Below are 17,641 nucleotides of genomic sequence, written 5' to 3' on the forward strand. Positions count from 1 at the left end.
ACCGACCCCACTCAGCGCTCGGCGGCTTGACGCCGACCGAGTTCGCCGACCAACTGAAACTAGCCCGGAAGGTCGCATGAGGACTGGACCAGATACAGGGTCAGGTCCCGGACCACGCGCATCCCTTCCGCGCGCGCGCTTTCTTCCGCGAGTTCGTCCCGCAGCCAGGCCAGGAGCGCCGCGTAGTCGGGCCGCCGCTCCATGCCGGCAGGGCAGACGAAGTTGAAATGGGCGCCGGTGTCGATGGCGAGGTCGAAGGGCGCTACGAGCCGGCCGGAGCGGAGGTCTCCGCTCGCGAGGGAGAGACGCCCCAGCGCAACGCCGCCGCCGCCGGCCGCCGCCTCAAGCGTCTGATCCGCATTGGGGAAGCGAACGCCGCGCGACCAGTCCATCTCAACGCCGGCGGCCTGGAGCCAGTCCCCCCAATCCGGCGGATTCTGCATGAGGGAGAAGCTGCCGTCATGGATCAGCGGCGTCTCGGCAAGGTCGGCCGGGCTCTTCAGCCGCTCGGCGAGGGCCGGCGCGCAGACCGGCGTGAGAAGCTCGTGCACCAGCGTCTCCACATAGCAGCCGGGCTCTTCGTCCTGCCGGGTGAAGCGGATCGCGGCGTCCACCTCGTCCCGCGCGAAGTCCATCTTCTTCAGCGAAGCGACGAGCCTGAGCTCGATGTCGGGCCGACGCTCCACGAACCGGTAGATGCGCGGCGCGAGCCATTTCGCGGTGAAGGCCGGGCCTGCCGTGAGAACGAGTCCACGCCCCTCGCGCAGGCGGTTCACGTTCCGCACCGCAGCCTTGAGCGCGTTGAATCCGTCGGAGACCCCCGGCGCGAGCAGACGCCCCGCCTCCGTCAGCTCCACCGCGCGGTTCAGCCGGCGGAAGAGCGGCACGCCCAGATCTGTTTCGAGGCTCTTGATCTGGTAGGAAAGCGCGGCGGGAGTGACGTAGAGCTCCTCCGCCGCCTTGGCGAAGGAGAGATGCCGCGCGGCTGCCTCGAAGGCCCGGAGCGCGGTGAGGGGCGGCATGCGGTCAGACAAGGCCATTTTAATCGAACCCGGCATGGAACTCGTTTGTTGCGATGCAACGTAGGTCCTACATCCCTCTTCATCAAGGATGATCCCGGTCGGGATCGAAGGAGCGGACCATGGAAACGATCGAACGCCGAAACAAGGCTTATGACTATGACCTCGCCCTGCATCTCGCAGCAGGCCGCCGCGCGCGCGCCGAGGCGTTCCGGGAAGCCGGGCGGATGATCGCAAGCGCGGTGCGGCGCCTCGTCTCCGCCGCCCGCCCTTCGGGAAAGGCCCCGCGAGGCCGCGTCGTCCCCGGCGAATGATCGCTTCTGCAGCGCCTTCTCCCCGCTGCGAAAGCGAAAGGGGCGGCGCCCTCGGCGCCGCCCCCGGTTTCTAGCCCGCAATAGTCGGGCTTATGTCAGATATTGTCCGCCATTCGCCGTGAGCGTCGAGCCTGTGACGAATCCGGCGGCGTCGGAAGCGAGGAAGGCGACGCACCGCGCGATTTCCTCAGGCTCGCCGAGCCGGCCCACAGGGATGCCGGCAATGATGCTCTCGCGCACCTTCTCCGGCACCGCCATCACCATGTCCGTGCCGATATAGCCGGGGCAGATCACGTTGACGGTGATGCCCTTTGCTGCGCCTTCCTGCGCCAGGGCCTTGGTGAAGCCGATGTCGCCGGCCTTGGCGGCGGAATAGTTCGCCTGGCCCATCTGGCCCTTCTGCCCGTTGATCGAGGAGATCTGGATCACGCGGCCGAAGCCCCGGTCCCGCATCCCGTTCCAGACCTGGTGCGTCATGTTGAAGACGCCGTTGAGGTTGGTCCCGATCACCTCGTTCCACTGTTCGGGCGTCATCCGGTGGAACATCGTGTCCCGCGTGATGCCGGCATTGTTCACCAGAACCTCGACCGGCCCGAGCGCGGCCTCTACCTTGGCGACGCCGGCCTTGCAGGCTTCGTAGTCGGCGACGGACCACTTGAAGGTCGGGATGCCTGTTTCCTTCGTGAAGGCCGCCGCGGCCTCGTCATTGCCGGCGTAGTTGGCGGCGACGGCATAGCCCTCCGCTTTCAGATGCGTCGAGATTGCGGCGCCAATGCCGCGCGTTCCACCCGTGACCAGAGCCACACGTCCCATATCGTTCCTCCTTGGGGTTATTTCGTTAGGCTTCGCGACGTTGTCGCGAAAGAATCTTGCCTTGGCAAGGGAGGGGCGCCGCCTGGCGGCGCCTCTCTTCGCTCAGCGCTCGACGCACATGGCGACGCCCATGCCGCCGCCGATGCAGAGCGTGGCGAGGCCCTTCTTCGCGCCGCGACGCTTCATCTCGAAGAGGAGCGTGTTGAGGATACGCGCGCCCGAGGCGCCGATCGGGTGGCCGATGGCGATGGCGCCGCCGTTCACGTTCACGATGGCCGGGTCCCAGCCCATGTCCTTGTTGACGGCGCAGGCCTGCGCGGCGAAGGCCTCGTTCGCCTCCACGAGGTCGAGATCCTCGGCCTTCCAGCCGGCCTTCTCCAGCGCCTTGCGCGAGGCGAAAATCGGCCCGGCGCCCATGATCGTGGGGTCGAGGCCGACCGTGGCGTAGGAGACGATGCGGGCGAGCGGCTCGATCCCGCGCCTTTCCGCCGCCGCGGCGGTCATCAGCACGGTCGCCGCCGCGCCGTCATTCAGGCCGGAGGCGTTGGCCGCGGTAACCGTACCGTCCTTCGTGAACGCGGGGCGGAGCTTCTGCATCGCTTCGATGGTCGCGCCGTGGCGGATGTATTCGTCGGCGTCCACAACCGTCTCGCCCTTGCGTGTCTTGACCGTGACGGCGGCGATCTCGTCCGCGAACTTGCCGGCCTTCTGCGCAGCCTCTGCCTTGTTCTGGGAGGCGACGGCGAACGCGTCCTGCGCGTCGCGGGCGATCTGCCATTTCTCGGCCACGTTCTCCGCCGTCTGGCCCATGTGATAGCCGTGGAATGCGTCCCAGAGCCCGTCCTTTATCATCGAGTCGACGAACTTCACGTCGCCCATCTTCGTGCCCGCGCGCATATGCGCGACATGGGGGGAAAGGCTCATGCTTTCCTGCCCCCCGGCGATCACGATGTCGGCGTCGCCGAGCTGGACGTGCTGCGCGCCGATGGCGACCGCGCGGAGGCCGGAGCCGCAAACCTGGTTGATCGACCACGCCGCCGCCTCAATGGGTAGGCCGGCGTTGATATGCGCCTGCCGCGCCGGGTTCTGTCCCTGGCCGGCGGTCAGCACCTGGCCGAGGATGGTCTCGGAGACCTCCGCCGCCTCGACGCCGGCGCGGGCGAGCGCGGCCTTGATCGCCACGACGCCGAGCTCGTGCGCGGGGACGTCGGCGAAGGAGCCGTTGAAGGAGCCGACGGGCGTGCGTGCGGCGGCGGCGATGACGACGTTGGTCATGAGGCGATCCCTTGTCTTGCGTTTCCGCGTCGGCGCAGGTTCCGCCCTGCGTCTGCGATCATGCTGCGTTGCAGCATATACAGGACGTTCAACCGGAAAGAAAGTCCGCCAGCGGTCGCCAGAGCCCGCTCTCGGCCATTTGACCGACGATCATGCCGACATGGCCGGACCGGGGGCGCAACATCACGGCGCCCGGCGCAAGGCGGGCGACCGCCTCGGTCGCGCCGGGGGGCGTGATTCGGTCTTCCGTCGCCGCGGCGACGAGCACGGGGAGCGAAAGGCGGGCGGGGTCCGCCAGATGATCGCCGACGCGCCAGAGCCCGCGCATGGTGAGATTTTCGAGATGCCAGTCGATCAGCGCCGCCTTGGCCGCGGGCCCCGAAAGCGGCGGGCCGGCGTTCAACCAGTCCTCGATCAGCACGAAGCGACGGGCCGCCTCGCCTGACTGCTCCATTGCGGCGAAGCGGCGGAACTTTCGCGCCGCGAGGCCGGGATCAAGCTGCGCGAAAACGGCCTGGAGCGCCGTCACCGGCACGGCTCCGAAGGCTGCCGCCACCGCGTTGATCATCTGCGCCAGCCGCGCCCGCTCCCCGCTGACGCCGAGGGAGGCGAGCGCGCCGCGCATTGGCGTCATGTGGCTGAAATCCCACGGCGCGCCGATCAGCGCGAGGCGGGAGACGGAGCCCGGTCGCATTCCCGCGGCGGCTATGGAGAGGGCGCCGCCCATGCAATAGCCGAGCATCGCGGCCCGCCCGCCGCCGAGCGCCGCCGCCTGTTCGAGGGCCGGCAGGAGGCGGGCGGAGACATAGGCTGAAAGGTCGAAGCCATGCTCTTCCGGCCCGGGCTCGCCCCAGTCCAGCAACAGGGGCCGAAGTCCGCCCGCCGCAAGATGTCGCATCAGCGAGACGTCGTGGTCGAGATCGAGGATATGCCAGCGGTTGATGAGCGAGGGCGCGACGAGGACAGGCCGGCCAGAAGGCGGGCCGAAATCGAGCAGCCGCGAGGCGCCCGCGCGCCAAATCGCAGGAGGGTCGGCCAGATCGCGGAACACCGGGCTTTCCTGATAGAGGCGGAGGCCCTTCAGCAGCGCCTCGAGCCGCGCCGCACCCTCAAGCCGTAGCGCAAGCGCCATCTCCACCTCCGGAGCCGCGGCGACCCGAGCGGCCAGCCCCCGCGCCGCGTCGTCCGGCGCGAAGGCCCAAGGAAAGCGCGGATGGTCGGCCAGCGGCGCAAGGCGCGCGCCGCTCTCGAAGATTTCGGCGGCGGAGAGAAGATGAAGCATCAACGGGGCCGGCTGCCCCCGCCGGTCGGGCCGCGCGGCGGTCACCCCGCGCCGTCGCCCGGGGGCGGGCCGTTCCGCGCGCGTTCCGAGACCTGAAGCTCCCAAAGATCGAGAAAGGCCGCTGCGTCCTCGCGCAGGGGCCGCGCCGGCCAATCCTCCGGCCGCTCCGCCTCTCTGACTTCCCCGCTCATGACGCAATGATTAACGGCGCGCGCGCGCGCCGTCCATCACATCACCGGACCGGCGGAGCCCGGAGGCTCAGTTGCCTTCGAGCAGCCGGCGCGCGATCACCTGCGCCTGAATCTCCGCCGCGCCCTCGAAGATGTTAAGGATGCGCGCGTCGCAGAGGATGCGGGAGATCGGATATTCAAGCGCGAAGCCGTTCCCGCCATGGATCTGGAGGCCGTTGTCGGCGTTCGCCCAGGCGATGCGCGCGGCAAGAAGCTTCGCCATGCCCGCCTCGAGGTCGCAGCGCCGCTCCTCGTCCTTCTCGCGCGCGGAGAAGTAGGTGATCTGCCTCGCGATGTTGATCTCGGCGGCCATCATCGCAAGCTTGCCGTAGACGCGCGGAAAGGCCGCAAGCGGCTTGCCGAACTGCTTGCGCTCCAGCGCATAGCCGAGCGCGATCTCCATCGCGGATTGCGCGACCCCCACAGCCCGCGCCGCGGTCTGGATGCGGGCGCTCTCGAAGGTTTTCATCAGCTGCTTGAAGCCCTGCCCCTCCTCCCCGCCGAGGAGGTTGGCGGCCTTCACGCGGAAGCCGTCAAAGCCGATCTCGTATTCCTTCATCCCGCGATATCCGAGCACCTCGATCTCGCCGCCGGTCATCCCTTCGGCGGGGAATGGCGCTTCGTCCGTCCCGCGCGGCTTCTCGGCCAGGAACATGGAGAGGCCGCGATAGTCGCTCGTATCCGGATCGGTGCGGGCGAGGAGGGTCATCACGTCCGCCCGCGCGGCATGCGTGATCCAGGTCTTGTTACCGGTCACGACGTATTCGTCGCCGTCCTTGACCGCACGCGTGCGGAGCGCGCCGAGGTCGGAACCGGTGTTCGGCTCGGTGAAGACGGCCGTGGGGAGGATCTCCGCCGCAGCGATCTTCGGCAACCATGCGCGCTTCTGCTCCTCCGTTCCGCCGCAAAGGATCAGCTCCGCCGCAATCTCGGAGCGGGTGCCGAGCGAGCCGACGCCGATATAGCCGCGCGAAAGCTCCTCGGAGACAACGCACATCGCCATCTTGCCCATGCCGAAGCCGCCATATTCCTCGGGGATCGTGAGCCCGAAGACGCCGAGCTCCGCCATCTCCGCGATGATCTCGAGCGGGATCAGCTCGTCTTTCAGGTGCCATTCATGGGCGTGAGGCAGCACCTTGTCGTCCGCGAAACGGCGGAACTGCTCCCGCACCATCTCGAACTCGTCATCGAGCCCGGTTGCGCCGTAGGTCGCGGCCCCCTTCCGCTCGATCATCAGATCGACAAGGCGGCGACGGTTGGCATCCGTGTTGCCTTCGGCGACGAGCCGGTCGATGGCGGGTGTAGCGAGCCGCGCCGCGCTCGCGCCGATGTCGGAAAGCCGCGCCAGCTCGCCCTGGCTCATCGGAAGGCCGCCACGAAGCTGCGCGAGATATTCGCCGGCGCCGATCGCGAGGAGGAGCGCTTCCATTTCCCCGAATGCGCCTTCCGCCGCGAGACGTTCGGCCCAGCCGGAAAGCTGCCTGAGGCTCTCGGCATAGGTCGCGATCCAGGCGAGGCAATGCGCGGCGTGCTGCTCGGACTCCAGCGCGGCGTTGGAGAGGCGCGCGCCCGCGGAAACCTTCGCGCGCAGCGCAGCGCGCCCTTCCTCCAGCGCCGCCTCGACGGAGGGCAGCGCCTCCGACAGCAGGACGGCTGCGTCGAAAGGTGCCGCCTCGGGGCGGCTCAGCGCGGACTGGTTCATCTGTCTCTCCTCTTGCCGCCTGTTGCGGCGCGGAATCGATCTCTTGCGGTTGCGTGGTGAGTATAGCGCGACCTGCGCGCCGTCAACGCGCGCGCAAGGAAATGACCCGTTTCGCCGCAGGTGCGGCAAGATAGTTGCGCAGCGCCTCAGCCGGTGATTGCCCAGCCGTCCCGCCGGTGATCCGCAGCCGCCTCCAGGGCGCCCTTCGCCTCGCGCCGGGCTGCGTGGACTCCGCCGAAGAACATCGAGTCCGCCGCCCAGCCTCGCGCCTCCGGGAAGGCGCGGAGCAGCCGGGCGCGCGGCTCTTCCCCAATCCGGTCCTCGAAATCGGCCTCCGGCCACCGTTCGGCATGGAGGCGTGGCGCGGCGACCGCGTCCTCCAGGAGCATCTCCCGGTCGATCAGGTGCGAGAGCGTTTGCGCCAGCGCGCTGCGGATGCGCGCCGACCCGCCGGAGCCGAGGACGACTACGGCGCCGCTCGAATGCGTGGCGATCGTCGGCGCCATCATGGAGGCGAGACGCACGCCCGGCTCCCAGTCTTCAAGCGCCGCGCTGACGAGATCTTCCTCTCCCAGCATGTTGTTCGGCATGATCCCGGACCCCGGAACGATCAGGCCCGAACCCGACCCGTTCGAGAGCGTGAGCGCCGCCGCCATCCCCGCCCCGTCGATGACGGAAACATGCGTCGTCCCCGCCACCGCCGCGCGGCGGCCTCTCAGCTCCGCTTCGTAGCGACGGACGAGATCGGGCGCGAGGAGCCGCGCAGCGCCCGCTGCCGCATCTCCGTCGAGCGCCGCCTCGATCCGCGCCCGCGCCGTCGCCTCCAGCGCCATCGCAGTCTCCGCCGGCCCGTCTTCCGCTCGCATCAGCCGGAGCGCGAAAGCGACGAGCGCGCCGCCGAGCGCGGGCGGCGGGTTGAGGCGAAGCCGCCAGCGCCTGCGCGTCTCCTCCATCGGTTCGCGCCAGCGCGCCTCGTAGCGCCTGAGGTCGAGCGCGGTCAGGTGTGTTCCCGCCATGCCGACGAGCGCCTGCGCCGGCTCGCCCTCATGAAGGAAGCGGTCCCCCTCCAGCGCGAATGCCTCCAGCACGTCGGCGAGCTTTTCGTTTCGATAGGGAGCGCCGGCTTTCAGCGGCGCTGTCCCGTCTCCGAAGGTTCCGAGGGCGGCGGGGCTCGCCGCGACGATGGGCGCGATGATCGCCAGGACTTCGGCCTGAAAGGCGGAGAGCGCGGCGCCCTCCTTCGCCATACGGATCGCGGGCTCCGCCAGATCACGGAAGGGCGCGCGGCCAAGCCGGCGATGCGCCTCCGCCAATCCCCGCGGAACGCCCGGGGTCGCCACGGCGCCGGCTCCGATATGGAAGACTTGCCGCGCCGCGCCGAAATCGGCCGCGACCTCGCGCAGATCGACCTCTCCGAAAGCCGCCTTGCGCCGCGGCGTCTCCACGAAGAAGTCGAGGAGGCCGACCTTCCCTGAAGGCTCCCGCACCATCAGGAAGCCGCCGCCATAGAGCGAGGCTAATGCCGGCTCGGCCACGCAGGCGACGAGGGCGCCGCAGATCGCAGCGTCCGCCGCGTTGCCGCCCGCGCGAAGGATTTCCGCCGCCGCCTCCGCGACGGGGCGCGCGCCTGCGGCGACGGCGAAGCGGGGACGACCTGTCATGCGCGGCGGGTAGGCCCCGGCGGCCCCTCCGTCAAGTCAGCGCGGCTGCGCCGGGTTGAGGATCGGCGCGAAGGAGAAGACTTCGCGCCGCGCCGGGTCCGCCGTGATTTCAACCCCATGCATGTCCGGGGCCCCGAATACCTCGAGCGCGAAGAGGTTCGGCGCGGTCCGCCGGAGCGGTCTATCCAGTCCGAAGACGTGCCCGTCCCCGTGGATCAGCAAGACCGGCTTGCCGTAGGCGAGCGCGGCGTCTCGGAGCGCGGGGCCGATCCTTGCAAAGCCAGAGCCGCCTTGCCATCGCTCGCGCGGAAAGGGTTCGAACCCCTCCGCGAACATGTCTGCGTGAAGCGCGACGACAACCGCCGCCGCATCGCCCGCGACGGCGAAGCTCTCCTCCAGCCAGGCGAGCGCCGCCGCCTCCCGCGCGAAGAATTCGGCGACCGCTTCGGGATTCCGGCTCTCGAACCCGTTGTTCGAGCCGACGACATGCAGCGTCACGAACAGGATCGGGCCGGGGCGCAGCCGTGTATTCTCCGGAAAACCGGCCTTCGCCTGGCGTTCGAGCGGTTCGGGCTCCGCCCGGCGGCTCCACCTCCCTTCTCCGAAGAAGGCGGCGCGCAGGAAAGCCAGCCGCTCCCGCGGGTCATGCGCTCCTGCCGCCTCCAGATGGCAATCCGTCCAGTCGTTGTCTCCCGGCGTGAAGAGCACAGGCGCGGCGATTCTGCCGAGCAAGGCCGCTTGTTCCCGCAACGCCTCGTCGGAGCATGGCGCGGCGACGGCCTTCACGTCGCCGACATGGATGACGAGCGCCGGATCGCGGGCGTTGATCACGTCGATCAGCGCTTCATAGGCCGGCAGGACGATCTCCGGATCGCCGTTCGGCATGTCGCCGATGGCGATGAACGAGATCGGTTCCGCGGCGGCGGGCGCGGCGAAGAGAAGGGCGGCGAAAGCGGCGGCGCGACGCATCCAGCGAGGCTAGCGCGACATGACGACAATTCAGCGAAGTCCTAGGCCCAGATCTCCATCCGAAGGTCCCGCGCGTCTCGCCCCGGCTCTTCAGGCAGACGGATCGCGTCTCCCGCTATCCGGCGGCGGGCGACATGGGCGAGGATGCAGGCGTCAAGGAGGTCGTCTTCTCCCCAGCGGCCTGTTCGAGGGCCGAGCGTGAGGCCGAGCGAGGAAGGATCGTAGCCGAGGCGGGAAAGAAGCTCGCGCCGCGCCGCGCGCCCCTCCGGGCGCTTTTTCGGCGCCAGCGTCTCCCCCGCGGCAAGGGCGAAGGCGATCTCGGGGTGTCCCTCGCAGAGACGATCCTGGATCTCCGGGGTCGCCGTCCTGTCCGCATCGTCGATCTTGTCGAGGATGTTGAAGCTCTGGACGGATAAGCGAGGCCCTTCCGACGCCCGGTTCACTGTCCCATGGTCCGCGCCCGCCCTCCAGAGCGCGAGCGCCGGGCGCGGCGGGGCCGGAAAGACGCGGGAGCCTACGCCGCGCCATCCGGCCCGGTTGCGCGAAGAGAGCATGGCCCGCGCGGCGGCGTCCGTCTCTCGCCGCTCGGTCCAGCCGCCGGGCAGGCCGATGGGCGTGTCGACGATGATCATTGCAAGGGGGAAAGCACAGAGGAGTTCGGCGAGGCGCGGGAAAATCGCCGCGCCGCCGCCAGCCTCAACAGCCAGCCAGCCGGCGCGGCATCCATCCGCGCCGACGGCCTTCACCGGTTTCAGGCCGCTTTGGGCGCCGCGGCTTTCACGTCGCCGCCGACATGCGGTTCGTACTGTGTGAAGTTGGCGACGAACATCTCGACCAGCTTCTTCGCCTGAGCGTCATAAGCGGCCTTGTCCGCCCAGGTGCGCCGCGGGTCGAGGATGACGTCGGCGACGCCGGGCACGGAGATCGGCACCTCGAAACCGAAATTCGGGTCCGTCCGGAACTCGACCTTGTTGAGCGAGCCGTCGAGCGCGGCTGACAGGAGCGCGCGCGTGGCCCTGATCGGCATACGAGAGCCCTCGCCGTGGGCGCCCCCGGTCCAGCCGGTGTTCACGAGCCAGCAACGCGAGCCCTCGCTCGCGATCCGGTCGCGCAGCAATGCGCCATAGACTTCGGGCCGGCGCGGCATGAAGGGCGCGCCGAAGCAGGTGGAGAAGGTCGGCTGCGGTTCAGTCACGCCCTTTTCGGTGCCCGCCACCTTGGACGTGAAGCCCGATAGGAAGTGATACATCGCCTGCGCCGGCGTCAGGCGCGCGATGGGCGGAAGCACGCCGAATGCGTCGCAGGTCAGCATCACCACGTTCTTTGGCGCGCCGCCGCGGCCTGTCGTGGAGGCATTGGAGATATAGGGGAGCGGATAGGCGCAGCGCATGTTCTGCGTCAGGCTCGAGTCCTCGAAATCCAGCGCCTTGGTGTAGGGATCGTAGACCATGTTCTCGATCACCGTCGCGAAGCGCGAGGTCGTGGCGTAGATCTCGGGCTCCGCCTCGGGGCTTAGCGAGATCGTCTTGGCGTAGCAGCCGCCTTCGAAGTTGAACGTCCCTTCGTCCGACCAGCCATGCTCGTCATCCCCGATCAGCGTGCGGGACGGGTCGGCGGAAAGCGTCGTCTTGCCGGTGCCGGAGAGGCCGAAGAACACGGCCGTCTCCTCCGGCTTGCCCGGCGCGTGGTTGGCCGAGCAGTGCATCGGCATCACGCCCTTCGCCGGCAGGAGGAAGTTGAGGAGTGTGAAGACCGACTTCTTGTTCTCGCCGGCATAGGACGTCCCGCCGATCAAGACGAGTTTCTCCTCGAAGGAGATCGCGATCACCGTCTCTGAGCGGCAGCCATGCTTTGACGGGTCCGCAAGGAAGGAGGGGCAGTTCACCACGGTGAAGCCGGGCAGGAAGCCGGCGAGCTCCGCCTGTTCCGGCCGGCGGAGGAGGTGGCGGATGAAGAGCGCGTGCCACGCCAGCTCCGTCACCATGCGGACGTTGAGCCGGTGGGCCGGGTCAGCCCCGGCGAAGAGGTCCTGAACGAAATAGTCGCGGCCCGCCATGTGGCTGAACATGTCCGCCTTTAGTCTGGCGAAAGCCTCCCTCGCCATAGGTGGGTTGTTCTCCCACCAGATCGCGTCCTTCACCGAGGGCTCGTCGACGACGAACTTGTCCTTCGGGGAGCGGCCCGTGTGCTTTCCGGTCGTCGTCAGAAGGGCTCCGCCCTGGCCGATCTCCCCCTCGCCGCGCGCGACGGCATGCTGCATCAGCGCCGGTTCGAGCAGGTTGTAGTGGACGGCGGAGAAGCCGCCTGCGCCAAGGGCTTCAAGCGGGGCGTCCGGATTGTGGACGCCTGTGACGATGGTCGGTTTCGGACCCGTGTCCATGACGGCGCGTTCCCTCTTCTTCGACGGGAGGCCCACGCCGCCCCGCCCTGATGCCCCGGCTTAAAAGAACCGCGCCGCCGACGGTGCGGGCCGGGAGGCTCCGCCGGTGATTCGCGCAACATTCTTGCTTGAGCGTCCTATATCAGAACGATGACAGGAGCGAAGCCCGCGATGTGCGAAGGATTGGCGCAGGAGCCCGACGCATTGCGGCGGCGCCCCTGCGCTTGTATTGACGATGTTAAGTTGATCACGCGGGGAGGGATGGCATGCCGGTGATAGCGCTGGTGGACGATGATCGGAACATCCTGACCTCCGTTCAGATGGCGCTCGAGAACGAGGGTTACGAGGTCCGCACCTACACGGATGGAGCCTCGGCGCTGGCCGCGATGACACAAAGCGCGCCGGACATGGCCGTGCTCGACATCAAGATGCCGCGGATGGACGGGATGGAGCTGCTCCGCCGCCTGCGTCAGAATTCCGACCTGCCGGTGATCTTCCTCACCTCGAAGGACGAGGAGATCGACGAGGTGCTCGGCCTGCGCATGGGTGCTGACGACTACGTTCGCAAACCCTTCTCGCAACGTCTGCTCATCGAGCGTATCCGCGCGGTGCTCCGCCGCCGCGAGGCGCAGGATGACGGCGCCGAACGCGCCGAGGCGGACAAGGTGCTCATCCGCGGGCGGCTCGTGATGGACCCGCTCCGCCATGCCTGCTCCTGGGGCGGCAAGCCCGTCGTCCTGACTGTGACGGAGTTCCTGATCCTCCAGGCGCTCGCGCAGCGTCCCGGTTTCGTGAAGAGCCGGGACCAGCTGATGGACGCCGCCTACGACGACCAAGTCTATGTCGACGACCGGACCATAGACAGCCACATCAAGCGCGTGAGGAAGAAGTTCCGCGCGGTGGACGACGAATTCTCCTCGATCGAGACGCTGTACGGCGTCGGTTACCGCTACAAGGAGGTCTGAGCGGGGGCCGATGGACCATAAGGCGGGGGACCGGAGGGCGGGCCGCGGGCCGAAACGGCGGAGCCGCCCCCCCGATCTCGGCTGGGAGAGCGTCATCCTCCCCGCGGCCGCGTGGCTGGGCCTTGTCGCCGAGGAGAGCCTCCGCAACCGCCGCACCGTCCGCGCCCGCCATCGGCGCATCCGCAACAGGCTGCGGCGCGGCGCGATCTCTCCGGCCAACTCGCTCGCCCGGCGCATCGTCGCATTCAACCTTATCGGGCTCGGCCTGCTAGTCACCGGCGTCCTGATCCTCAATTCCTTTCGCGACGGGCTGATCGAGCAGCGGGGCGAGAGCCTTCAGACCCAGGGAGAGATCATCGCTGTGGCTGTGGCTGAGGCGGCCGGGACCGGGCCTTCCGGGACCAGGTTCGATCCGGTGCGGGCGAACGAGGTGCTGAAGCGGCTGGTGGAGCCAACCGGCCTCCGCGCCCAGATTTTCGACCGCGCCGGAAGACTTACGGGCGATACCCGCGCGCTACTGCCCGGCTCGGGCCGGATCGAGGTGCTGCCGTTGCCTCCCCCCGGGGCGGCGCCTTCTGGCTCGCCGCTGGCGGTGATAGAGCGGTCGTATCGCCGCGCGCTGCGGTTCTTCATGGGGGAGCCGCCGCTCTATCGTGAAACGCCCGAGGGCGGGCTGGCCGAGGAACGGGAGGTCTTCGCCGCGCTCCGCGGCGGCGTGGCGCGCTGGGAGCGGATCAATTCCGAGGGGGAACTGATCGTCTCCGTTACAGTGCCGATCCAGCGGTTCAAGGCGGTGCTCGGCGTGCTCATGCTTTCGACCGAGGGGGGGGACATCGACGAGATTGTACGTGCGGAGCGGCGGAGCATCATCGCCGTCTTCTTCTTTGCGCTCTCTATCTCCATCGCGTTGTCGGTCCTTCTCGCCAACACCATCGCCAAGCCGATCCGACGACTTGCCGAGGCGGCGGAGGCGGGCGGGGCGCAGGAAGCGCGACCGATCAACCCCCAGCGAATCCGGTTCCCCGACCTAACGGCGCGGACGGACGAGATCGGCTATCTCTCTTCCGCCCTCCGCCGGATGACGGAGGCGCTATACGAGCGGATCGATGCGATCGAGAGCTTCGCCGCCGACGTCGCGCACGAGATCAAGAACCCGCTCACCTCGCTCCGCTCCGCAGTCGAGACACTGAGGATCGCGAAGACGCCGGAGATGCAGGCGCGGCTCCTGGAGGTGATCCAGAAGGACGTCGGCAGGCTCGACCGGCTGGTGACGGACATCTCCAACGCCTCCCGGCTCGACGCGGAGCTGACCCGGGAAGAGATGGAGAGCTTCGACATTGTCGATCTGATGGAAGCGATAGCGGCGATGAACGAGGCGCCCGCCGCCGCGCGCGGGGCGCGGATCGAAGTCGCGCCGGGGCCGTTTCCGCTCGAAGTCCGGGGGCTCCAGGGCCGAATCGGACAGGTGCTGCAGAACCTCGTCGGCAATGCGCTGACCTTCTCGCCCAAGGGCGCCGCCGTGAAGATCGCGGCGGAACGTCGCGCCAACGGCGTGCGCGTCACGGTGGAGGACGAGGGGCCCGGCGTGCCGGACGAGAATCTGACGACGATCTTCGAGCGCTTCTATTCCCAGCGCCCGGACGAGGAGGCTTTCGGCGACCATTCTGGTCTGGGCCTGTCGATCTCGAAGCAGATCGTGGAGGCGCATGGCGGGACGATCTGGGCGGAGAACATCCGGCCCATCGGCGCCGCCAAGGCGCCGCCCGCCGGCGCCCGTTTCACCTTCGAGCTGCCGCTTTGAGCGCAAGCCCGCTGCATGGCGCGGCCGTCTCCCATGCGGGGGGCTGCCTCCTGATCCTCGGCAGGTCCGGGACAGGCAAGTCCACGCTCGCGCTGGAGATGGCCGGGCTCGGCGCGGGGATCGTGGCGGATGATCTCGTCCTCCTCTCGCCCGCAAATGGCTGCCTCATCGCTGCGCCGCTCCGCCCTGGCGCGACTGTGCTCGTCGAGGCGCGCGGGCTTGGCCTTCTGCGGCTACCGGCCGCGCCGCCCGCGCCGCTTCGCCTCGTGCTCGATCTGGACCGCGAGGAGGAGGCGCGCCTTCCGCCGCGTCGCTACTGGTCGCATGCGGGCGTCTCCGTTCCTCTCCTCCTCCGGCCGGCGCGGCTCCTGGCGGCGGCGCTTTTCCTCGCCCTTGCTTCGGGCGGGCCGGAGGATCCGGAAGCGCTGCCGCCCTTGCGCTGAGCGGCGCGCTTGACCAAGCTGTTAACCAATTCATGTTGCGGTGCGCCGCGACTCGGCTTCAGGCGGGAAAACGAATGATCGGTCTGGTTATCGTGGCCCATGGAGGCCTCGCACGTGAGCTTCTCGCGGCGACGGAGCATGTGGTCGGCCCGCAGCCCGGCGCCGTCGCCATTTCCACGAGCCCCGATGACGACCTCTCATCCAAACAGGCCGAGATCGATGCGGCCGTCGCTTCCGTATCCGACGGATCGGGGGTGGTCCTTGTGACGGATATGTTTGGCGGCACGCCCTGCAACCTCGCCATCGGGTGCATGGGCGAGGGCGTGGAGGTGATCTACGGCGCGAACCTGCCGATGCTCGTGAAGCTCGCCAAGTCGCGCACCCGCCCGCTTGGCGAGGCGGCGGACGCCGCGATCGAGGCCGGGCGCAAATATGTCGACGGCGCGAGCCGCATGCTGCAGGCCAAGGCGGTCTGACCGGCCTTGCCGCGCCGTCGCCTCCTGATCCGGAACGAGAAGGGGCTTCATGCGCGCGCTTCCGCGCGCTTCGTCGAGACTGTCGAGCGGTTCGACGCGCGCGTGGAAGTGATGCGGGATGGGCTCTCCGTCTCCGGCGACTCGATCATGGGGCTCCTCATGCTTGGCGCCGCACAGGGCGCGACGCTCGAAATAGAGGCGGAAGGGCCGGAAGCGGAGGCGCTGCTCGCCGCTCTGGCCGCGTTGCTCGAGGACCGGTTCGGGGAGCGGCGCTGAACCCTGTCAGACCCGGCGAGCCGGGCAGCCGATCAAATGGTCGTTCACCATCCCGGTCGCCTGCATGAAGGCGTAGACGATGGTCGGCCCGCAGAATTTGAAGCCCCGCGACTTCAGCGCCTTCGACAACTCGCGGCTTAGCGGGGTCTCCGCCGGGACATCGCTCATTCGCTCGAAGCTGTTGACGATGGGCGCGCCGCCGGTGAAATCCCAAAGGAAGCGGGAGAAGGGCTCGGCCCCGCCCATCTTCGTCCATGCGCGGGCGCCGGCGATCGTCGCCTCGATCTTGCCGCGGTGCCGCACGATGCCGGGATCGGCCAGCAGCCGCGCGACGTCCGCCTCCCCATAGTGCGCGATCCGCTCCGGCTCGAAGCTGTCGAAGGCGGCGCGGAACCCCTCCCGCTTCCTCAGGATCGTGATCCAGGCGAGCCCGGCCTGAAAGCCGTCGAGGATCAGTTTCTCGAAGAGCGCCCGGCCGTCTCGTTCGGGCCGGCCCCATTCCTCGTCATGATACGCGACGTAGAAAGGGTCCGACCCGCACCAGGGGCACCGCCCTTCGAAACCTTCATCTCTCATCGCGTCCTCCCGCCCTCTGACGGCCAAGAGCTATCCGCAAGGGCGACGCAAGGCGAGCGTGGCGGTTAACGTCTCGCCCTAAGGTCTCTGCTACGCAGTTACCGGAAAGCGGCGGACATGATTCGAAAGTTTGGCGCTTCGGTCTCTCAGGGCGGGGGGGGCGTGCATGAGCGGTGTCATGGTGTTGAACGCGGCCCTCGGCGGCGTCGGAGGAGCGAAGGGCGCGCGCAGGGTGGGAGCCGTGGTTCCGGGGCGGGACGGTCTGAAGGTCGGCTTCGGCCGGATTGCAGGGCCTGCGGCGCTGATTGTGGCGACGGCCGGCGCGCTCGGCGGCGTGAACCGAATCTACGGGCATGAGGCGGGGGACCGCCTGATCGCCGACGCCGCGGCGCGACTAGCCCATGCGCTGCCGCCGCGCGGCTGCCTCGCCAAGCTTTCAGGAGCGAAGTACGCCGTTCTTGTCCCCGCCGCCTCGCCCGAGGCGGCGCATGACCTTGCGCGCGACCTGGCTGACGCGATGGCCGCCGCCCTTTCCGGCCCATCGGTGGACCCTCGCCTCGGCCTTGCCTGGACCCCATCGCTTCAGCCCGGGCAGGAGGAGGCGCTGATCGCCGCCGCGCTCGGCGCGCTCGACAGGGCCAAGGCGGACGGGGCGGAGATCGAGATCTCCCTTCTCGACGACGAGGCGGAGCGGGATGCGCTCGGTCGCGCCCGTCGCGCGCTCGACGCGATCCGTACGGGCGGAGCCAGTATCGCGCTGCAGCCGGTCGTGGCCGCCGACGCCTCGAAGCGAATCCTTTTCCGTGAGGCCTTGATCCGCGTCTCCGGCTCTTCGGGCGCGGCGATGCCGGCGCAGGACTTCATGCCGGAGCTCGAACGACTGGGAATGACCGAGGAAGTGGACGTCGCCGCGCTCTCCCTCGCCTTCGATGCGCTGGCGCGCGACCCCTCGACCCGCGTATCGGTCAATCTTTCCGGAGCGGCCATGACGCGGCGGAAATGGCCCGAGGCTTTCGCCGCGTTCGCCGCCGCCGCGCCAGACTGCGCCGCGCGGCTGATCGTCGAGGTGACGGAGGAGGCTGCGATCGCCCGCGCCGGGGCCGCATCGTCTCTCTTTGCGCTGATCCGCAAGCATGGAGCCGCGCTCGCGCTGGACGATTTCGGGGCTGGCCGCACGTCCTTCCGCCACCTGCGGGACTTTCGCTTCGACCTCGTGAAGATCGATGGCGGGTTCATCCGCGGCATCGATTCCTCGGCGGACAATCAGATGCTGGTCTCCGCGCTCGTCGCCATTGCGCGGCAATTCGACATGATGGTGGTCGCCGAATTCGTGGAGACGGCTGCGGAAGCGCGCACTCTGCGCGGCATCGGCATAGACGGTTTCCAGGGCTTCTTCTTTGGCCGGCCCGCTCTCGTGTGGTCCGGGCCGGACTCGGCGGAGCGGGGCGCAGCCGGCTGA

At 68.8% G+C, this 17,641-nt stretch carries 18 protein-coding genes; 7 read left to right on the forward strand and 11 right to left on the reverse strand.

Annotated features, from left to right (window positions below; genetic code table 11):
* Positions 1-59: 59 nt before the first annotated feature.
* Positions 60-1,022, reverse strand: coding sequence for a transcriptional regulator GcvA (gcvA, locus tag ACE37J_RS00865; protein ID WP_409705556.1), 963 nt, complete (start codon positions 1,020-1,022; stop codon positions 60-62).
* A 119-nt stretch (positions 1,023-1,141) separates the two neighbouring features.
* On the opposite strand from gcvA, the gene ACE37J_RS00870 reads away from it, so the two are divergent.
* Positions 1,142-1,333: a hypothetical protein gene (locus ACE37J_RS00870; protein ID WP_409705559.1), complete on the forward strand. Its 192-nt coding sequence runs from the start codon at positions 1,142-1,144 to the stop codon at positions 1,331-1,333.
* Between the two features lie 90 nt (positions 1,334-1,423).
* Here the strand turns inward: ACE37J_RS00870 and ACE37J_RS00875 are convergent, their stop codons facing one another.
* The 9 genes from ACE37J_RS00875 to ACE37J_RS00915 form a co-directional block, all read right to left on the reverse strand.
* Positions 1,424-2,146 (reverse strand): beta-ketoacyl-ACP reductase, encoded by a 723-nt coding sequence (locus tag ACE37J_RS00875; RefSeq protein WP_409705562.1) that lies wholly within the window; start codon positions 2,144-2,146, stop codon positions 1,424-1,426.
* A gap of 102 nt (positions 2,147-2,248) precedes the next feature.
* Positions 2,249-3,421 carry an acetyl-CoA C-acetyltransferase gene (locus ACE37J_RS00880; protein WP_409705565.1) on the reverse strand — a complete coding sequence of 391 codons (1,173 nt, stop codon included), beginning with the start codon at positions 3,419-3,421 and terminating at the stop codon, positions 2,249-2,251.
* Positions 3,422-3,509: 88 nt separating this feature from the next.
* On the reverse strand, positions 3,510-4,703 hold the full coding sequence (locus ACE37J_RS00885) for an alpha/beta fold hydrolase (RefSeq protein ID WP_409705568.1): 1,194 nt from the start codon (positions 4,701-4,703) through the stop codon (positions 3,510-3,512).
* A 41-nt stretch (positions 4,704-4,744) separates the two neighbouring features.
* Positions 4,745-4,894, reverse strand: a complete 150-nt coding sequence (locus ACE37J_RS00890; RefSeq protein WP_409705571.1) for a hypothetical protein — start codon at positions 4,892-4,894, stop codon at positions 4,745-4,747.
* Between the two features lie 67 nt (positions 4,895-4,961).
* Positions 4,962-6,635 carry an acyl-CoA dehydrogenase family protein gene (locus ACE37J_RS00895; RefSeq protein WP_409705574.1) on the reverse strand — a complete coding sequence of 558 codons (1,674 nt, stop codon included), beginning with the start codon at positions 6,633-6,635 and terminating at the stop codon, positions 4,962-4,964.
* A 146-nt stretch (positions 6,636-6,781) separates the two neighbouring features.
* Positions 6,782-8,296: a gamma-glutamyltransferase gene (locus ACE37J_RS00900; RefSeq protein WP_409705577.1), complete on the reverse strand. Its 1,515-nt coding sequence runs from the start codon at positions 8,294-8,296 to the stop codon at positions 6,782-6,784.
* A 36-nt stretch (positions 8,297-8,332) separates the two neighbouring features.
* The gene (locus ACE37J_RS00905) at positions 8,333-9,265 is read right to left on the reverse strand and encodes a hypothetical protein (protein WP_409705580.1); all 933 of its coding nucleotides are present in this window, start codon (positions 9,263-9,265) and stop codon (positions 8,333-8,335) included.
* A 41-nt stretch (positions 9,266-9,306) separates the two neighbouring features.
* Entirely contained in the window at positions 9,307-10,011 is a 705-nt protein-coding gene (locus tag ACE37J_RS00910) for a DUF429 domain-containing protein (RefSeq protein ID WP_409705583.1), read from the reverse strand.
* A 5-nt stretch (positions 10,012-10,016) separates the two neighbouring features.
* A complete protein-coding gene (locus ACE37J_RS00915; protein WP_409705586.1) occupies positions 10,017-11,645 on the reverse strand; it encodes a phosphoenolpyruvate carboxykinase in 1,629 nt (542 codons plus the stop codon).
* A gap of 266 nt (positions 11,646-11,911) precedes the next feature.
* Between ACE37J_RS00915 and ACE37J_RS00920 the strand changes: the two genes are divergently transcribed.
* From ACE37J_RS00920 to ACE37J_RS00940, 5 genes are all read left to right on the forward strand, one after another.
* On the forward strand, positions 11,912-12,610 hold the full coding sequence (locus tag ACE37J_RS00920) for a response regulator transcription factor (protein WP_409705589.1): 699 nt from the start codon (positions 11,912-11,914) through the stop codon (positions 12,608-12,610).
* Positions 12,611-12,620: 10 nt separating this feature from the next.
* On the forward strand, positions 12,621-14,411 hold the full coding sequence (locus ACE37J_RS00925) for a stimulus-sensing domain-containing protein (RefSeq protein ID WP_409705592.1): 1,791 nt from the start codon (positions 12,621-12,623) through the stop codon (positions 14,409-14,411).
* The gene (locus tag ACE37J_RS00930; protein WP_409705595.1) at positions 14,408-14,854 is read left to right on the forward strand and encodes an HPr kinase/phosphorylase; all 447 of its coding nucleotides are present in this window, start codon (positions 14,408-14,410) and stop codon (positions 14,852-14,854) included. Before ACE37J_RS00925 ends, ACE37J_RS00930 begins: the two co-directional genes overlap by 4 nt.
* A 74-nt stretch (positions 14,855-14,928) precedes the next feature.
* On the forward strand, positions 14,929-15,330 hold the full coding sequence (locus ACE37J_RS00935; RefSeq protein ID WP_409705598.1) for a PTS sugar transporter subunit IIA: 402 nt from the start codon (positions 14,929-14,931) through the stop codon (positions 15,328-15,330).
* 6 nt (positions 15,331-15,336) lie between these two features.
* A complete protein-coding gene (locus tag ACE37J_RS00940; RefSeq protein ID WP_409705601.1) occupies positions 15,337-15,606 on the forward strand; it encodes an HPr family phosphocarrier protein in 270 nt (89 codons plus the stop codon).
* Between the two features lie 6 nt (positions 15,607-15,612).
* On the opposite strand, the gene ACE37J_RS00945 is transcribed toward ACE37J_RS00940, so the two are convergent.
* Positions 15,613-16,182 (reverse strand): DNA-3-methyladenine glycosylase I, encoded by a 570-nt coding sequence (locus ACE37J_RS00945; protein ID WP_409705604.1) that lies wholly within the window; start codon positions 16,180-16,182, stop codon positions 15,613-15,615.
* A gap of 178 nt (positions 16,183-16,360) precedes the next feature.
* Here ACE37J_RS00945 and ACE37J_RS00950 point away from each other — a divergent pair, with 178 nt between their 5' ends.
* The gene (locus ACE37J_RS00950; protein WP_409705607.1) at positions 16,361-17,641 is read left to right on the forward strand and encodes an EAL domain-containing protein; all 1,281 of its coding nucleotides are present in this window, start codon (positions 16,361-16,363) and stop codon (positions 17,639-17,641) included.

The sequence above is a fragment of the Pikeienuella sp. genome, from assembly GCF_046290545.1.
GTDB lineage: Bacteria > Pseudomonadota > Alphaproteobacteria > Rhodobacterales > Rhodobacteraceae > Pikeienuella.